We start from the raw sequence: 16501 nt of genomic DNA, 5'->3' as shown, positions 1-16501 counted from the left end.
TTACCCCTTATTCTGTAGACACTTTACAAGTACATCTTTCATTATATTTTCGTCTACATTCAATACTCTAGCCATAAATGTTGAATAGAAGTTAATGTCAGTGTCTTTAGTAGAGTCATGAACAACTAAATAGTTTGGACTTAAAGTTACAACTGTACCATGTTTTGAAACTCTAACACGACAACCACTAAGAGTAATAACTGCTTCATATGTAGAGTTATGACCACTTACAGGCTGTTCTGTTATACAACCATAGCTTGCATCTATTTTATCCAAAAATTCCATGAAGGGTTCTATAAAGTTTGTATTCTCTCTAATCATTTCATCTATGTTAGTGCTGTACTCATATAAGTTATGATTTTCTTTTTCTGTGTAGTCTTTTATATCCCCTGCTCTACCTTTTAAAGTCTTATACTTTTCTCCTGTTACAAAGTCATATCCAGTTGCATGAGGTTGTGTCATAGGAAAGATAACCCCTGCTATACCCTTCGTTTGTATGACTTCTTTTAATTGTTCTTTTGTTCTTGCTACCCCTGTTACCTCGTAGTTCTTGTTGTAACCGAATACAAGACTTCCATTATCTGTTTGTAAAAACTTACCTAAAGTTGTATATGCTTCTTGTTTAATTGATTTTGTCATTTTGTTTCTCTCCTTTAGTTTACTGGTACAATCCTTTTGCATTATAACAGTCGATAATTAACTGTTTTGCTACGTTAAAGTCTATATTTAATACTTTACATAAAAACTCAGCGTAAAACTCAAACTCTACGTCTCTTGTAGAATCATGTACAATTAATACATCTGTACTTGTTTTCATATACGTTTGATTCTTTGATATGGTAGTCGAACACCTGCCGTTATAGACAGTTATCTCATACATGTACTTGTGTCCTCTTATTGGAGCGTAAGTTGAATCATTATACGATATATTGTTTTTATCTAAAAATTCCATAAGCTTTAACATAAAGTCATTATTCTCTATAACAAGTTTATCCGTATCACCGTTTCCGTAGACAGCAACTTTTTCTTTATCAATATAGTCTGATATATGACCATGACGTTCTGGCATCCCAAAGTATTGTTCACCTTTAATGAAGTCATACCCTACTGCACAAGATTCTCTATCTGCTATAATGACTCCTGCGATACCTTTTGTTTTTAAGACCTGTTTCAGTTGTGCTTTATTCTTTGCAATACCGATTACACCATAGTCTTTATCATATCCAACTACCAGTTCTGAACCTATCTCTTCTAGTTGACTACCTAGAAAACTATATGCATCTTGTTTTAATGTTTTAGCCATTTGTTCATACCTTCCTCTATTGTTTGGTAGTAATGAAAACTACCCCTGTAAGTAATCTTTCAAGACGATATACTCATTGTACCCTATACGTTCTTTAGAGTAGGCATAGTCTATATCGTCTTCTATTTGGTTTCTTGGTATATTCAGAAAACCCTCTTTATATTCTTTTACAACTTCTCGTAGTTGTTTATATACTCTCAATGGGTCTGTTTTCTTTATCACTATACATACCCCTTTTATCTAACGTTTGGCATGAACAATCTTTGTACTTCTAACTCAGGTACGAATAACAGTTTAGACATAATATTCATATACTTACTTGTCTCAATATCATGATGCATATCGTGTACGATTAAGTATGTTTCATGTAACTGAATATAAGTTAGTTCTTCTGTAATTTCTATTTTTATGTTACCCATCATTAAGTTAATCACTATAATGTTTGTGTTATCTCCTGCTCTGTCTCCTGCACTTTTAGAATGAGGAATTTGATAACGCATACAGAAATCTTCAATACGTTGAATTAATTCGTGGTTTTCCTGAGTCACCAATTGTTTGCTTTTTGCATTTTTGAAGATTTCCTTGTATTGTTTATCAATTGTTTTAGTATACAGTCTGCCTAATACAGAATCGTCTGTTCTGACAAATTGAGATTTTTTCTTGAAATCATAACCCACCATAAAGATATCAGGATGGTTAATGACAACTGCATTAAGTCCCTTTAATTTTAATAAATCTCTTAACTCAGTTGGTGTAGTTGCAATTCCCATTACAACGTGTTTTGCATCAAAACCAATTATCATAGCGTCTTTATGCTCTTTTAATTCGTCTCGAAAATGATTATAACAACCTTTCTTAAACTCTGCTAACTCACTAGCCATTGGTCTACCCCTTTCTTATCCGATGAAAACTTTCTTTATTTCTGATTCGTCTACTTTTAAGTGTTTTGCTAGGAATGGAAAAATAAAACTTGCTTCTACATCATGTTTTGAACTATGTACAATAAAGTTACCACACTCAGTCATTAATGAAATTTGACTCTCTGTTATACAAAATGCTAAGTTTCCTACATATACATATAAGAACTTAAATAGTGGAAACGTTTCATCGTCACCCATAATGTAGGTAGATTTTAATTCAAATTCAATATGTGGTTTACCTTGAAATACCTCTACAAGTCTATGATTAAAGCGATTGCTAGATACAACCGCTTTCTCGAACTCACTATAACTTGAAATAGTATTCTTTATATCTTCAACTACAAAGTCTATTAACTCAGGTACAGGTGATAAGTTTGTACTCACTACACTGCGTTTTGTTTTAAATACAAATCCGACTGAACCGTGTTGGGTATAGTCTGCTACAACACCTTTTACATTTGAGTTCTTTAATAGTGAACCTAATTCACTTTTATTTGAAGCGATATCTACTACAGTTCCTGCATCTGAAAATCCAATTACTTTTGTAAGTGAGTTTTCTATTTCTACTTTCAATTCATCATAAACACTTTGTTTAAATCCTTTTGTTTCAGTCATTTGAATACCCCTATCCCAGTTTGATTAAATACCGTATGCTTGTCTTAATAGATTAACAAAATCTTGATGTGATAGATTAAATGTCTCATGTAAATAACTTGCAACTTCTTCTAATGTTAAGTCTCTTCCTTGACCGTGTACAATGATGTTACCATTTTTAGTTAATACTCTTATTTGGTCAGCTGTAATAGAGAATGCTACGTTTGATACTTCAAAATTAATTGTATGTACATTACCTTGTACATATGCGATTGCTTTTGGGTCTAATTTCTTTATTAATCCTTCTAATCTTGTAATAAAAGCAAAGCTTTCTTCCTCTGTGAAGTCTATTAATTCATTTACTTCTCTTTGGTTTGGAACAAGTAAAGCATCAGTTGAACTTGCTTTCGATTTAAAATGAAAACCTACCGCACCGAACGTAGTGTCTGTAGCAACTACCCCTTTTGTATCTTTATTGTTCATTAAGTTTACTAATTCTTTTCTTGTTAAAGCTAACCCAGTTAAGTGACCTTCATCGTTAAAACCAATAATTGGAGTTACGATACTTACTTCGTCTTTTAATTGATTAAATACCTGTTTCTTAAAACTAATTGGTTTTGTTGCTGTCGCCATTCTATATCCCTCTTTCTAATTGTTTTGTATTTTATACTCCATGTCTCTATTCTAAAATCCACCTAGTAATATATCTTCTATTTCTTTCTCCGATATACCCCATACAGGAGACACTATTTCAGCTATTTCATGTGCATATAAGTCTTTACCTTTACCGTGTACCATGAATGTTCCACAATATGTTTCTGTACTTAATTGTAGTTCAGATAAGTAGAACCATATACCGTCTTTACCTATTTTCAAGGAAACTACTTTTGGAAGGTCATGTAATACTTCCTTCTCGTCTTTTAATGTAGTTAATGTTTGGTAATTCATTAAAGACTTATGTATTTTATCTACATATTCGTTGTTTCTTTCAATCAATTGATTTAACTCTGATTTACTTAGTTTTGTATCATTAACGTACCTACTACCTGTAATCTCTGTTATAACGGGATTAGATAGAGGTTCTATTTTCGATATATTCTTTGAAACTACAACTTCTTCTGTTTCTACATTAAAACCTACTGTACCTATTATAGATTGGTCACATACTACACTACCTACAGTTTCTTTATTCAGTAAAGTTTTTAACTCTTCTTTTGTAGAAGCAACTCCTAATAGATAACTGTCTGTATCAGATACGACTGCTCTACGTTTCGGACTTACTTCTCCTTTTAGTTCATCATATATGATTTGTTTAAAAGACATTTCAACTAAACCCCCTTTCCGGTTTATCGTTTACCTTCAATCTTTATTGGAATTACCATACAGTTTCTTGTAGGTGAGATAGAACAAGCATTAATAAATTCTTGTCTATCCATACCACTATCAAAGTATTGCCATTGGTTCTTGTTGTTTAGGAACTGTACTTTATAATTCATAAATTCATGGAAGAATGTGTCTACCCCAACTTTGAAGGAAGGATACGGAACTTGACTGATGGTTACGGATTTGGAGTCTGTTGTTTCGTTGATACCAAGGAAGCCTTGATATGATGAGTTATTCTCAATCCATATACGAAACTGTACTAATGCTAACTGACGTTCAGCTAATGCACTCTTCAAGTCTTCATTATCAAAACCTACATTTGGTAGCTTAGATAATGCTTGTACTAAGAAGTTTGGTTCTACTTCAATTAATATACCACCTCGACTTTTTAAGACACTAAAGTTTGCTACCCCAACTACTTCTTTTTGGAATGTTGGTAAATGTCTTTCGTAGTCTTCGGGAGGACAAAATCCCCAGTTCGCACCTTCCATGAAGTTTTCACCCATATGTGTAAGTACGAATGATTCTAATGGAGTTATCATAATTATACCACCTTTTACAGAGATGCCCCTACTAGTTTTTACACTAATAGGGGTCTGCTTTTGTTACTTATTTACCTGTTCCTCGAATTACAAGTTGAACAACAACCGCTGTTGAGCCTTCACTTGTTAGTAATTTACTTGCGTACTGTTCGAAGTTTGCTTTTACTTGTGAAGGTGTTACTATTCCACCTAAGTTAAGGCGAGTGTTGTTATCGTTCATAAGACCTAACACTGCTGATAATGGTAATTGGAATGCTCTTTCACGTTTTCCATTGAAAGTCATTGTTTCTGTTTTATTTACAGAGTTAAAACCGATGATTCCTTGGAAACCTTCTTTAGAAGCTTTTGCATAGAACTTCTTAAATGATTCAATACTATCTTGTACTTCGTCTTTAAACTCTTGTACAAACTCATTATTTACAACGCCTGGAACTACCTTTTGTAACGTTGTTAATGCGTTTTGGTAGTTTGATTCTACCATGTATACTGGATTTGTTTTCCCTGCACGTTTTGATGGTTTAGGAGCTAATGAATATACTTTTGTAAGTTCATTATTAAACTTCATTGGGTCTCCATAAGCTTCAACCATTTCTTTTGTCATAAAGCCCCAACTAGAGCCGTTTAATAAGTTTTGAATACAGTTTGCAATTAAGAACTGCTCATTCTCAGGTAACTTAGCTGTTCTTTCATTGATTTGTTCAATCATTTGTGGATTTAAAACAGGTTTTGTTTTAGACATCTTTTAGTCTCCCCTTCTATTCGTTTTGATTACATATATCTTATTTGAACAGGTATGTAGTGCTTATACCCCTTCAAAATAAATATAAAACTTATAACCTATTGAACTTGTTTTGGTCTAGAGGAAAAGTTATACAGTAACTTCACATCTAATCTACCTTATTGTTTCTTAAATTCTTGATTAAAAATCTTATATTTACTTTGAATACCACTAGACAATGGAAAGGTAGTGAAGTTAGATAAATAATAGAAAAGTCTTAGCTTGCTCTACCTATGTACAATTTTATACACATTTTGGTTAGGAACAAACTAAGACTCGTTTTATTACTTATTACCAATTTATATCTGAATAGAAACAATACCCCAAATCCACATAGATATCACGCTTCTCAAATGGTCTAGCTACACGAGAAGGGATACTTAGTAAGGATAGTTTATTATTGTCAATATCGGTAGGTGTACCGTATAAGGCTATGTTTACATCGGGAGTACGTACAATCTCTGCTGACTCACCGCCACCTAATCGAGTATCTACGTCTCCACCCTTATCAATCTCTTTTAAGAATTCCTGTTTGAACTGTGAAGGACTGATAAACGCTACTTGATACTTACCGATGAACGCTAGGGTTTGCTGATATGCAACACCGATACGCTCATTCTTACTCATTTTATTACCTTTACTACCCATTAACTGTAGGTAATCGACTACGATTAACTTTAAGTTATAACGCTTTGTTGCTAATGTTAATTGATGAATATAATGTTCAATCTCTAAAGGTTCTTCAATGAAAATAACTTTACCGTGGTTTGGATTTGTAAATAAGTCTGCTCGACTAATTGCTTCTAACTCACGATATTGTTGTGAAGGGAAATTATCATCTAAGATATCTTGACCTGATAGTTGAGCATAATCTTCCCCTTGTTTCTCATTGTAATAGTAATCAAAGTGAATTGCTCTCATTTCTGCTTGGGCTTTTTTACGACCACCCTCGTTTGCCCAGAATCCACAGTTTACGCCATACTTAACCCTAGCGGTATGAATCGCTCTATAACAGAACTTAGACTTACCACTCTTAGGTGGAGCCATGATGTTATAGAAGTAACCAGTTTTGATACCGCCATAATGTTTGTTTAAGAAATCTAAGTAGTGGAAGTCACTAACAGTTACAGGCATAACTCTTGATGAATCATCCATACCGTCTATTGTATCATCTACGAAACCTTCACTTGCATCACTGTTGATTAATGTATTCAGTTTCGTCATTTGTTCTTGATAGTATAAATCACTATCTTCTTGACCACTATACGTTTTATACCCTACTTGTAGCTTATCGTTTAGAATTAACTTCGCACCGTCTAACACCTTTGTTTGGTATATAGTTTTGAAATCAATTCGGAACTTTTCTAATATTAAATCTATATTTTGTTTTGAATAGTCTTCACCCTGTAGTCTTACTAACTTGTTTATTGTAGCACTAATAAATGAACTTACTACATCATCCCCTGTATCACTAAATAAATCAGCTTCTATGTTTTGTGGGTTTTGTGTAATTAATTTCGTATTACGAGATAAATACATATTTAAAAACTCTTTATCAGGAACAATACCCCTGTCTTTGAAGCTATACATAACGGAATAGATTAAGAAATTCTCGTTTGTAAATACCTCAGGTTGTAATTGTGTAATAATCAAGTCTCTATCATCACTTGATGTTAACATTCTGCTTAAAATGATGTCTGAAAAATACTCCAGTCTTTCTGTAGGCTCTAATGCCATAATACTACCGCCTTTCAAACTTAAAACATTGCCTAGTTTTATCTCTTTATTATCGCTGTTCGCCTATTTATCTATCTGTTTACTTAACCTTTATACGCTCTTATAAAACTTCTCATATTGGTTTGGACTCTTTACTTTATGTGTTGAAAACTCATTAATCCCACCATATGCAATACGATTGTCTTCATTTTCATAAAAGATAATTGTTTCTAATTTACAGTTTAAACTATTCTCTTTATAATCTTCTATCATAAGTAATAAGTTTTCATGCATATCTGTAGCTTCCATACCGAATACAACAAAACTTGCTTCTGTTAACATTATGACATTTAGTATACTAATCAGTCTGTACTCTTGGTCACTTAACTGCTTAATATCAAACATGTCTTCATACTTCTTAATTAATGTTAAAATATTGTACTCAATCTCTTTTCCAGTATGTTGTTTCTCTTTTGCTTTATCGTTCTTAATAACATGCTCATCTGTTACAAAGATAGCTGACTTTGTTTCAAACTGCTCTTTATCTACTCGTAATACAAACCTATTCGTTGCTCTTGTACGGTAATCTAATACTTCTTCTTTCTTAGAAGTTACTGTATCAATTACCCCATTCTTTGTGAATATATTTTGCAAAGATGAAAATAGTAAATCGTTTAACTCTTTTGAACCTGTAAACTTATTGACTTCACCTAAGTCTAAGGTAGTAGCTTCTAACTCATTCTTACTTCCAACTAATTGCTCTACCGTTAATAACAACTCAATACCCCTTTCTAACTTATAGAAGAAACTGGACTCGTTTCAATCCAGTCTCTTCTTGTTTGTTCTGTAAAATTCATTTATCTTATCTGTACCATGTACACTTAACTGCTTGCTAATAGTTCCTCTGAATTTTCTTCGTATACCCTTACTTCACCCCATAGGTTCATTTCACCATTATACATTACTGGCTTCTTATTAAATAGGGTCATGTAATTCGGAACACGTTTTGAAATTTCATTCATTGGAATAATTGCTGAATCATATAGGTTATCCGTATACCATACACGAGTTCTTGCTGTTCTAGACTTCATTTTAATGCTGTCTAGATGAGCGCAAGCATATAACTTGTCGTGAGTTTCTACTACGATAACAGAATCTTCTTGGTACTCTCTCACGTCTGTTAGCTTGTCCGCATGTGCTGAAATACCGTTTCGTAAGTACTTAGACTTAATTGCACCTACTAGGAACTCAGCCGTATCTAGGAATCCAACAAATCCGTCTTCATATGTTAATACATATTTCTTCTCATCACATACAGTTGCCCAAATCAGTTGTACATGTTGAGCATTTGCTAAACCGGAATACGTAGGAATGTAAGTTCCGATATCGTTTCCTGTTAGGTAATTAATATCGTTTCCGTAAATACGGAAGATTTCACCTTCACTAGATAAAGCAATGATAGTAGAGTTTGTATACCCCTCAAAGATGATTCCTTCACCTGATGTTGGTTTAACGTGAAGTTTACGTAAGAATCCATCTTTAATTTGGTAGTAACACTCACTTACAGGAATCTCAATTTCATCCTCTTTTACTGTTTCTACTTCATATACCTTGTTTGTAATTTCAGTTCTACGTTCGTGTTTCTTAGATACTAATAAATCAAATCTATCCATATCTTCTAGAATTAACGTATCAATGTTTTCTAGGTACTTTTCTAGTTTAGCAATTTCAATCTGATAGTTTGCATATTGATTAATATACTTATTATCATTTCGGAATTGGTTTAATCTACGTTTGATAATCCATTCCGCAACATCACGTTCACATTGAATGTACTCTTGAATACGCTTGATAGCATCATTGTCTGATTTCTTAGTAGTAAGTTCTACAATCTCGTCTCTAGCACCTTCAATTGCTAGTAAGTCGATGAAACCTTTTGTGTATTTTGCACTTTCTACTAACTTAGCTAAATCTAATCGAGTTTGACGAGTTAAAACTTTTCTACGCCATTTTACCCAACGGTCTATAATACCCCATACCCCTGTGATAACTAGTTTTTTGCTTTCTACTGCTAACAGGTTTGAGTTGAATTTCTTTTGTAATGAAGTCTTTGTGTATAACTCCATTAATACTTCTTGTACACGGTTTTTCGCACGACAAGTGATTTCAAAGTAACAACCATCTTTACCTGTTAAATCACTATAGCCGTTTGGTGTAATACCTTGAATCTCAGCCTTTTCAATTTCTTTCATAATCTTTTCGACTGTTACCCCTTGTGGTACTTCTGTAACTACGATGTTTTTACCGTCTATAAATACTTTACCACGAGTCATGAAACTACCTTTACCAGTTTTCATTAACTTTTCTAACTCTTTCTCTGTATAAGAAATGAAGCCACCAGTTGAGAAGTCTGGTACAATCATAGTAGAACATTTACCGTCTCTAATGTACTCACGTACTAGGTTTGTTACATCTTGTGGTAAGAATGATGGTGATTTCGTAGAGAAACCAACTGCGATACCGTCTGCATACTTCATTAAGATGTAAGGTACAGATGCAGGTAACACCTCAGGAACACGTTCTGTATCATCAAAGTTCCATACCATATCAATTCCGTCCATTGCGGTAAACATTTCTTTTGCGTTTTCATGGAACTTAACTGACGTATAACGTGATGCGGCTGGACTACCGTTCGAGAACTTTTTACCTAGTTCACCTTTACCAATTAAAAGTGGAACGTAAAATGTACCGTTTGATTCTACCATTTTTGTTAGAGATTCATAAGCCGAGTCTGCATTATGAGGGTGATACTTTAGTACCCCTGCTCCGACTTGTTCTGACTTAATCATGTCTTTGGCTTTCTCTTTAAACATCCAATATAATGCATAGCGTTGTACTGGTTTTAAACCGTCTCGAATATCCTCTAAAGCACGGTTTGTTAATACTTCTCGTGCATAATCAATGTAACCTCTAACTAGGTACTGAAAACCCGAATTATGCACGTCTGAACCTTTTGTATTTTCCAAGTGTAACAGTTTAAATAAATCCTCTTCTGTTAAACTATCAATGTCTTTCTCTTCTAATGTGAAGTTTTCAGCATCATGTAATTCCTTTACCACTTACAACAACTCCAATCTTGTTTACTACTAGACTCTTACTCTAGTTTCCTTTTCTTTTTCTATACTCCAAGTTTCTATATGTAACCGTTTGAGAGATTACCTACCCCTCTTTTAGCTTGAAAACAAACTTCTGCTCTTATTTATACTACTATTATACCATAAAACAACCCATTTGTCAACCAAGTTACATAAGTTTTTCAAACAATCATACTATTATATTTAAGTTACGATTATTTTATTTCGTCTCTTATGATTTATATAAAAAGAAAAGGAAGTCTTAAATGACTTCCAATTCGTTTTCCTCTTCTACATCGTCTGCATCTAAAACATCTACAATGCTAAATTCTTCTTTTTCGTCTGTATCATTAAACATATCCATTGCATCACTACCCAATACACGTAACATTGTTTCTTTACGCTTTTTATACGGGTCTTTACCGAATAATGTTTCAACAAACTCGGATAAAATGTGGTCAGCAGGGTCTAATTTAATCTGAATTAAATTACGAGTTTCAGGGGCTAGTGTAGTGAACCCTAATACATCAGCGTTTACTTCACCTAAACCTTTATATCGCTCTACTTTTACAATCTGACCTGCATATTCCTTTTCTCGTTCTGCTTTATCAACTTCATTGATAGCATATACCATTTCACCATTTGATAGTTTAATACCGAATTTTGGTGTTTCTCCAATATAAAGCATACCACGTTTGATAATCTCAGGTGCAAGAACCCAAAAGACTACGAATAATAACACACGAATTTGATATCCATCTTCATCGGCATCCGTTCCGATAATAATTTTCTCAAAACGACAAGCATCAATATCGAACTCATTATCATCTAACAGTTCTACATCCATACCAGTTCCTAATAGTGAAAAGATGTCTCGAATCTCTTCTGACTCCATTAACTTCTTAAATGAAGCTTTTAGGGCGTTTGTTACTTTACCCCTAACAGCGTAAATCGCTTGGAATAGAGGGTCTCGTGCATTCTTAACAGAAGTTTTAGCCGAGTCACCCTCTACAATCCATAGTTCCGACTTCTTTACTATTTTTTCTTTAAATAGTTTTGAAGGTAAAAACTTCTCAGGTAGTTTACGAGTACGACTTGTTTTCTTAACTTCACGTAACATTTTAGCTTGTTCTTGTAAAGTGATACGTAGTTCAGCTTCTTCAAGTACCTTATCAACAAACTCAATGATGTCTTTATTACCTTTATGGTATTCTGTATTAATAAGTCTGTAAATGATAGTTTTTAAATCACGGTAGATAAAGTTATCATCTACTTCGTCTTTCGTTTGACCTTTATAAGAAGCAACGTTTGAATAACTCTTAACGACTACCCCTAATTTTCCTTCGAAATCACGCTCGACTACTTTTACACCTTTTGTGTTTCCTAAGCCGATTACAAAGTCTGCTACTGCTGAATCAACTGCACGATATTGCGCTCCACCCTTCATTTTAATTGCATTGTGGAAACATACAGTTTTACCTTTTTCTCTTGTTCTTACTACAGATACATCAGCTTTAAATACATAAATGAAGTTTTCATTATTTTGTTTTACATTACCATGTGTAATATCATTGTCTTCATATACAGAAGGAGAATCCTCATTTACTAAGTTTTTCTCATTTAAAATTAAGTTTAAATCACTGATTGTACCACTTTGATATTCATGCATTGTATCTGTTGCTTCATCATATAGGTTTACATCTAAACCACTAATATATGCTACAGACTCACATACGTCTTTAATCCAACCAAGTGTGATATCAACATCAGAGAATACTCTAATATCTGGTTTCCAGTGAATGTATGTACCGTTTTCCTCTTCTGTTTCATAAGTTTCTGCTACGTATTCTTTTAATACGATACCATGTTCTTCTAATAGTCTCTCTTCACCAATGATTGCATGTACTTCATTACCGTTTGCATCTTTTAAAATAGGATATCCACCACGGAATTCCATTTTAGTTGCAATACCGTCTGTAATAGAGATTGCTTCAAAGAACTCACTCGTATACTGGGTTGATGCCGCACCAAGTCCGTTTAGACCAATTGAGAACAAGTAGTTATAATCAGTTGGATTAAATGTAGACCAGTCTTTAATTGCTCTTAGTTCTTCTTGGTAATCTTTATATTTACCACCTGCATACATTTCATTGAAAACTAAGAACCAGTTTGAAATTCCTTTGTTTTCGTTATACCCCATTGGTACTCCACGACCATAGTCTCTAATAGAGATACTTCCATCTTTGAAGTAATTAATATCTAGTTTTGAGCCGAACCCTGCTGTTCCTTCATCTACAGAGTTACCTACAATTTCAGTTACACCATGTCTAGCACCCTCAATACCACTAGAACCTAATACCGCCGCAGGACGTCTACGTACACGTTCCGCACCCTCTAAACTGTCTATACTATTATTACCGTAGTTTTGTGACAAAAGAATCACTCCTTAAAATTTCTACATTCTATATAATTCCGTCTGACTAAAATTTAACGTTAACCCATTTAACCTCGAAAAATTTTAACAGACTTACTCTTTCAACCTTATACTAATATTATACCATAAGTTACGCCAAAAATCAATACTTATTTTACTAGTCTTAGCATTTTCTTCCATAGTTACAGTATCTTTTAAAGAAACAAACTTCCTAAGAGGTTACTCTAAGGAAGTTATGTTGTTTATGCCTATTTTCTTTTGTATGCTTTAGGTAAATTATGATGTAAATAACCATTCTTAATTGTTATTGCTTCTTCATCTTGTTTCATTATCTTGATTTGCTCTCTCATTAAATCTAAATTCAGTCTCCTTACTCCTGTACCCATAACAATAATACCTTGTTTGTCTTTTGAATTGATACGTCTTACTTCCATAACTACCCCTCCTTTAATCAAATATATGCTCTATTAAATGTTTTAATGCTTTTAATATACCTTTGAAGAACCAACCTATCAGTCTAAAGAATCCTTTAAAGAGTAAATCGACTAATATGTCTGATATAATATAATCTAAAACATGTAAGAAACCTTTTCCTATCTTTTTACATCTATGTTTGAATCTCTCCCATTTCGTTCCTTTATAAATATACATCGACTACCCCTTTATGGTAGATACACATCTATTTTTACGTTGTGTAATTCACGTTTTGATAGTTTTCTACTTCTTAGTTTTGCATTTAGATTCATACGGTTTTCACACTTCTTACATAACACTGGATTGTTTACCATTCCGTAACAACCACACATGTAACCATCACAACATGTCTCAGGCTTATAGTCTTTTTCTACTAAGGTAAGGTTTTGACAGAAATCACATAACCAACTCTTTGTATTCTTTGTTTTACGCCATCTTTGTTTCAACTCAACTACCCCTATTCATATTTCTCTTCCATTCTCTTTTTACACTCTCCGTTTATATCAACACCTAGCTTGTTTGCAATATCCATTAGATTCCACATCGCATAATATAAGTCTTTACTTACTTGTTCCTTATTCTCTTGTGCGATTGCATCTGCTAACCTATCAGTCTGCTTAAATAAATGGTTCATCCTCTTTTCTACTGACTCATCTTCATAACAATTCACTCTTTTAAAATCTGCTACATAGTTTTGTAAGTCCTCTATTGTCACCTTATCTTTAATTGAGTCTGTTATGTAATTACCTGCTGTTACCCAGTTTGATTCTTCGAAAATAACTGTACCTAACTCATTTACTTGCTTCACATCTACAGAATCCCAAAGCTGACCTTTTATGTTTGCTAAATAGATTGTACCTTTACATCCTTCACGCTTAATTGTTTTTAACATACTTTCCGTAGCATGTATACTCATATTTACCGTTTCTTCATGTACTTGCGTATTATGTCTCTTATAAGTTAATATGATAGGGTTTTTCATGCTTTATTCCTCCTATTGGTTATATAAAGTAATTACCCACATTACACCTTGTATTGTGAGTCCAATATAACAGATTATCCATATAATATTGAATATCTTCTGTCTCTTTGATTTATCCATGTTTCACCTACCCTTTAATCAAACCTATCATTCTCTCCTAACACCCATAAGAGTGCAGAAATACCTGCTTGGTTTTCTCGTATGATGTTTGGTAGTTCTTCCTTAGGAAACTTTCCGTTTGCTACTGCTTTACGATAGTTTTTAATTGTGTTTTCAAATGACTTGATTTCCTCTTCGATTTCTTTCTTAGTCTTCATAAAAACCTCCTAGTTACATTGAAATAGAAAGAAACAACCCCTTAACAGGATTGCTTCTTATATACGTTCTTACCAAAATCTTTTGCACGAACAATATCAATCAGTTTATGTTCTTGATTTTGTGTTAACGGTGTATAATCTCCATCGTTTGTACGGTTTACAAATAATACTTTACCATATAAACGAATCGTATCTCTAGGTGTGATAACATCTACATATGTTTCCTTTGTATGAATTCCTTCTTCGTCTACTAACATATCAATTGTCTCACTAAAAGGAATCGGTACAAAATATTTTGAATCAATCAAACGATAAATTTCTTCGTTTGATAATACCCCTTCGTTTGTGAGTGTGAAAGGCTTAGGGTCTGCTACGAAATGTGTTTCTTTTGCTTCTAACACAACAACTGCTTTCGGTTCTCCTACTCTTAAACTAAGGGCTTTATCTACTGACTCGATTAATTCTCTTTTCTTTACATGACGAGATTTCAGTTGCTCTGGTGTATCCCCTCGTTTAACTTCAAAAGTAACACCATTAATTGTAGTTACAATTTCAAGACTACTATATCTGTCAAATAACTCACTGTTAACCCAGTCTGTCATTTCTTTATAGATGTCTTCATTGAATGCACTTGAAGAAATCATTTCCAGTTTAAATACTCGATTCTCATCGTTTCGAAATTGTTTTAAAATTGATACTCCCATCTTACTTCCTCCTATTATGTTTTCCATGTATATTACCGATTGTTGTACCTTCTCTTGTTTCATATCTATTATCGTACATGTTTAATAACTCATACGCACGTATCCCCTCTTTAAATGATAATAGACAACCGTTTACGTTTAACTTGAATAAATCAGCACGTAGTTTCTTAATCTTATCACTTCTAATAAAGCAAGCTAGATTTATAAACAAACCTTCTAAGAAATCATAATCTGTGTCCAGTTCTACAATCCTTATCTCATTTTCTACATACTGGTCTTTCACTTTAATTTCAGATTTTATTCTTGGAATCTTAGTGCTTACATGACTCATTAGGGTTTACCTCCCCTCTATCTTCTACACGTAATAGAAGACCTACATCACTACGTTTTCTCATACTCTTAAATAGTTCATTTCTTGATTTAGCTTCTACGACTTCCTGACATACATCTTGGTTTGGCGTTTCTGCACTAATAAATTCCGTAAAGAATCGTTTCATTACATACACCTCCAGTTTTTATGACAAGAAAGGGATAGCAACCCAACTACCCCAATTATATTCTTGCTCTTACTTAATTCTGTTTGCTTCCATAACCCCGAATTTCACAACGCTCTCTCATTTCTTTTATTTCTTCCTCAGTTAGACCAATCGGTTCTTCATCTACACCATGTCCTACAAAGATTCCTACCCCGTAGACTTTTGCTGTATATTCATATGGAGTTTTAATAGCAAACCATGTTTCGAAGTTATTAATACCTTCCTCATCATAGTATAAAGATGAAGTTTCTAATGCACACATACCGCCTACATATTCTCCACCGTTTATTGCTTTTACAATAGTTTCATGCTCAATAAAACCTTCTTCATTTGTTTCTAACTGAATAACTTCCCACTTTAAATCTACATCTTCTGTTACATATAACTTTAACACGTTTGCTTTACCTTCTGCCACTTGCAATGTATTATCTGTACTCATTTTTACAACTTCCTCTCTCTCTTTTGTATTACCTTAACCTTATGTATTTATTATACCATAAGTTTCTTTATTTGTCAAATATATTTGTGATTTATTTTAGTAGTTTGGTAGAAAAGTAATAAAATTTTTGTCGGTTATTAGGAAGACGAGTAGACAATGGTGAGATAGCAAAGTTACTTAAAATTTTAAATAAACTCAAGGATACATTAAACTAGTTTCTTTATTCTTAACTATTTGTTTATATA

At 33.3% G+C, this 16501-nt stretch carries 22 protein-coding genes; all 22 read right to left on the bottom strand.

The genetic code is table 11. The features are described from left to right. Window positions 1-639, bottom strand: a complete 639-nt coding sequence (locus ASE54_RS25400) for a hypothetical protein (RefSeq protein WP_000167400.1) — start codon at window positions 637-639, stop codon at window positions 1-3. Window positions 640-658: 19 nt separating this feature from the next. Next, window positions 659-1303: a hypothetical protein gene (locus ASE54_RS25395; RefSeq protein ID WP_001140597.1), complete on the bottom strand. Its 645-nt coding sequence runs from the start codon at window positions 1301-1303 to the stop codon at window positions 659-661. A 39-nt stretch (window positions 1304-1342) separates the two neighbouring features. After that, window positions 1343-1525, bottom strand: a complete 183-nt coding sequence (locus ASE54_RS25390; protein WP_000592745.1) for a hypothetical protein — start codon at window positions 1523-1525, stop codon at window positions 1343-1345. A gap of 14 nt (window positions 1526-1539) precedes the next feature. Further along, window positions 1540-2184 (bottom strand): hypothetical protein, encoded by a 645-nt coding sequence (locus tag ASE54_RS25385; protein ID WP_000135609.1) that lies wholly within the window; start codon window positions 2182-2184, stop codon window positions 1540-1542. Between the two features lie 15 nt (window positions 2185-2199). After that, window positions 2200-2838, bottom strand: a complete 639-nt coding sequence (locus tag ASE54_RS25380) for a hypothetical protein (RefSeq protein ID WP_000140918.1) — start codon at window positions 2836-2838, stop codon at window positions 2200-2202. Between the two features lie 24 nt (window positions 2839-2862). Next, complete coding sequence (locus tag ASE54_RS25375) at window positions 2863-3450, bottom strand: hypothetical protein (RefSeq protein ID WP_000179683.1); 588 nt, start codon at window positions 3448-3450, stop codon at window positions 2863-2865. 51 nt (window positions 3451-3501) lie between these two features. Further along, the gene (locus ASE54_RS25370; protein WP_000008710.1) at window positions 3502-4140 is read right to left on the bottom strand and encodes a hypothetical protein; all 639 of its coding nucleotides are present in this window, start codon (window positions 4138-4140) and stop codon (window positions 3502-3504) included. Window positions 4141-4163: 23 nt separating this feature from the next. After that, the gene (locus tag ASE54_RS25365) at window positions 4164-4742 is read right to left on the bottom strand and encodes a hypothetical protein (protein ID WP_000632551.1); all 579 of its coding nucleotides are present in this window, start codon (window positions 4740-4742) and stop codon (window positions 4164-4166) included. Window positions 4743-4809: 67 nt separating this feature from the next. After that, on the bottom strand, window positions 4810-5481 hold the full coding sequence (locus tag ASE54_RS25360; protein WP_000047601.1) for a hypothetical protein: 672 nt from the start codon (window positions 5479-5481) through the stop codon (window positions 4810-4812). 330 nt (window positions 5482-5811) lie between these two features. After that, window positions 5812-7257, bottom strand: coding sequence for a DnaB-like helicase C-terminal domain-containing protein (locus ASE54_RS25355; protein WP_001162832.1), 1446 nt, complete (start codon window positions 7255-7257; stop codon window positions 5812-5814). 90 nt (window positions 7258-7347) lie between these two features. After that, window positions 7348-8013 carry a hypothetical protein gene (locus tag ASE54_RS25350; RefSeq protein WP_000927789.1) on the bottom strand — a complete coding sequence of 222 codons (666 nt, stop codon included), beginning with the start codon at window positions 8011-8013 and terminating at the stop codon, window positions 7348-7350. Between the two features lie 104 nt (window positions 8014-8117). Then, window positions 8118-10355 carry a DNA gyrase subunit A gene (locus ASE54_RS25345; RefSeq protein ID WP_003254858.1) on the bottom strand — a complete coding sequence of 746 codons (2238 nt, stop codon included), beginning with the start codon at window positions 10353-10355 and terminating at the stop codon, window positions 8118-8120. Between the two features lie 277 nt (window positions 10356-10632). Further along, complete coding sequence (locus ASE54_RS25340; protein WP_003254860.1) at window positions 10633-12813, bottom strand: toprim domain-containing protein; 2181 nt, start codon at window positions 12811-12813, stop codon at window positions 10633-10635. A 239-nt stretch (window positions 12814-13052) separates the two neighbouring features. Next, window positions 13053-13238: a hypothetical protein gene (locus ASE54_RS25335; protein ID WP_000453924.1), complete on the bottom strand. Its 186-nt coding sequence runs from the start codon at window positions 13236-13238 to the stop codon at window positions 13053-13055. Between the two features lie 13 nt (window positions 13239-13251). Next, a complete protein-coding gene (locus ASE54_RS25330) occupies window positions 13252-13455 on the bottom strand; it encodes a hypothetical protein (RefSeq protein ID WP_000276130.1) in 204 nt (67 codons plus the stop codon). An 11-nt stretch (window positions 13456-13466) separates the two neighbouring features. Next, window positions 13467-13724: a hypothetical protein gene (locus ASE54_RS25325; protein ID WP_000813774.1), complete on the bottom strand. Its 258-nt coding sequence runs from the start codon at window positions 13722-13724 to the stop codon at window positions 13467-13469. 11 nt (window positions 13725-13735) lie between these two features. Next, window positions 13736-14260, bottom strand: a complete 525-nt coding sequence (locus ASE54_RS25320; protein ID WP_000795331.1) for a MazG-like family protein — start codon at window positions 14258-14260, stop codon at window positions 13736-13738. A gap of 134 nt (window positions 14261-14394) precedes the next feature. Next, entirely contained in the window at window positions 14395-14577 is a 183-nt protein-coding gene (locus tag ASE54_RS25315) for a hypothetical protein (RefSeq protein ID WP_000850378.1), read from the bottom strand. A 41-nt stretch (window positions 14578-14618) separates the two neighbouring features. Next, window positions 14619-15281 carry a hypothetical protein gene (locus ASE54_RS25310; protein ID WP_000539144.1) on the bottom strand — a complete coding sequence of 221 codons (663 nt, stop codon included), beginning with the start codon at window positions 15279-15281 and terminating at the stop codon, window positions 14619-14621. 1 nt (window position 15282) lies between these two features. Next, entirely contained in the window at window positions 15283-15612 is a 330-nt protein-coding gene (locus ASE54_RS25305) for a hypothetical protein (RefSeq protein ID WP_000020071.1), read from the bottom strand. Further along, entirely contained in the window at window positions 15593-15778 is a 186-nt protein-coding gene (locus ASE54_RS25300; protein WP_000819305.1) for a hypothetical protein, read from the bottom strand. The genes ASE54_RS25305 and ASE54_RS25300 overlap by 20 nt, the downstream gene beginning before the upstream one ends. Before the next feature lie 73 nt (window positions 15779-15851). After that, entirely contained in the window at window positions 15852-16256 is a 405-nt protein-coding gene (locus ASE54_RS25295) for a hypothetical protein (RefSeq protein ID WP_000102349.1), read from the bottom strand. Window positions 16257-16501: the final 245 nt, after the last annotated feature.

The organism is Bacillus sp. Root131 (assembly GCF_001429475.1).
Lineage (GTDB): Bacteria > Bacillota > Bacilli > Bacillales > Bacillaceae_G > Bacillus_A > Bacillus_A thuringiensis_S.
This window is presented reverse-complemented; position numbering and strand designations above follow the sequence as displayed.

Coding starts and splice junctions, on each gene's coding strand:
- ASE54_RS25400 (WP_000167400.1), bottom strand. CDS start 639: ATGACAAAATCAATTAAACAAGAAGCATATACAACTTTAGGTAAGTTT.
- ASE54_RS25395 (WP_001140597.1), bottom strand. CDS start 1,303: ATGGCTAAAACATTAAAACAAGATGCATATAGTTTTCTAGGTAGTCAA.
- ASE54_RS25385 (WP_000135609.1), bottom strand. CDS start 2,184: ATGGCTAGTGAGTTAGCAGAGTTTAAGAAAGGTTGTTATAATCATTTT.
- ASE54_RS25380 (WP_000140918.1), bottom strand. CDS start 2,838: ATGACTGAAACAAAAGGATTTAAACAAAGTGTTTATGATGAATTGAAA.
- ASE54_RS25375 (WP_000179683.1), bottom strand. CDS start 3,450: ATGGCGACAGCAACAAAACCAATTAGTTTTAAGAAACAGGTATTTAAT.
- ASE54_RS25370 (WP_000008710.1), bottom strand. CDS start 4,140: ATGTCTTTTAAACAAATCATATATGATGAACTAAAAGGAGAAGTAAGT.
- ASE54_RS25365 (WP_000632551.1), bottom strand. CDS start 4,742: ATGATAACTCCATTAGAATCATTCGTACTTACACATATGGGTGAAAAC.
- ASE54_RS25360 (WP_000047601.1), bottom strand. CDS start 5,481: ATGTCTAAAACAAAACCTGTTTTAAATCCACAAATGATTGAACAAATC.
- ASE54_RS25355 (WP_001162832.1), bottom strand. CDS start 7,257: ATGGCATTAGAGCCTACAGAAAGACTGGAGTATTTTTCAGACATCATT.
- ASE54_RS25335 (WP_000453924.1), bottom strand. CDS start 13,238: ATGGAAGTAAGACGTATCAATTCAAAAGACAAACAAGGTATTATTGTT.
- ASE54_RS25330 (WP_000276130.1), bottom strand. CDS start 13,455: ATGTATATTTATAAAGGAACGAAATGGGAGAGATTCAAACATAGATGT.
- ASE54_RS25320 (WP_000795331.1), bottom strand. CDS start 14,260: ATGAAAAACCCTATCATATTAACTTATAAGAGACATAATACGCAAGTA.
- ASE54_RS25315 (WP_000850378.1), bottom strand. CDS start 14,577: ATGAAGACTAAGAAAGAAATCGAAGAGGAAATCAAGTCATTTGAAAAC.
- ASE54_RS25310 (WP_000539144.1), bottom strand. CDS start 15,281: ATGGGAGTATCAATTTTAAAACAATTTCGAAACGATGAGAATCGAGTA.
- ASE54_RS25305 (WP_000020071.1), bottom strand. CDS start 15,612: ATGAGTCATGTAAGCACTAAGATTCCAAGAATAAAATCTGAAATTAAA.
- ASE54_RS25300 (WP_000819305.1), bottom strand. CDS start 15,778: ATGAAACGATTCTTTACGGAATTTATTAGTGCAGAAACGCCAAACCAA.
- ASE54_RS25295 (WP_000102349.1), bottom strand. CDS start 16,256: ATGAGTACAGATAATACATTGCAAGTGGCAGAAGGTAAAGCAAACGTG.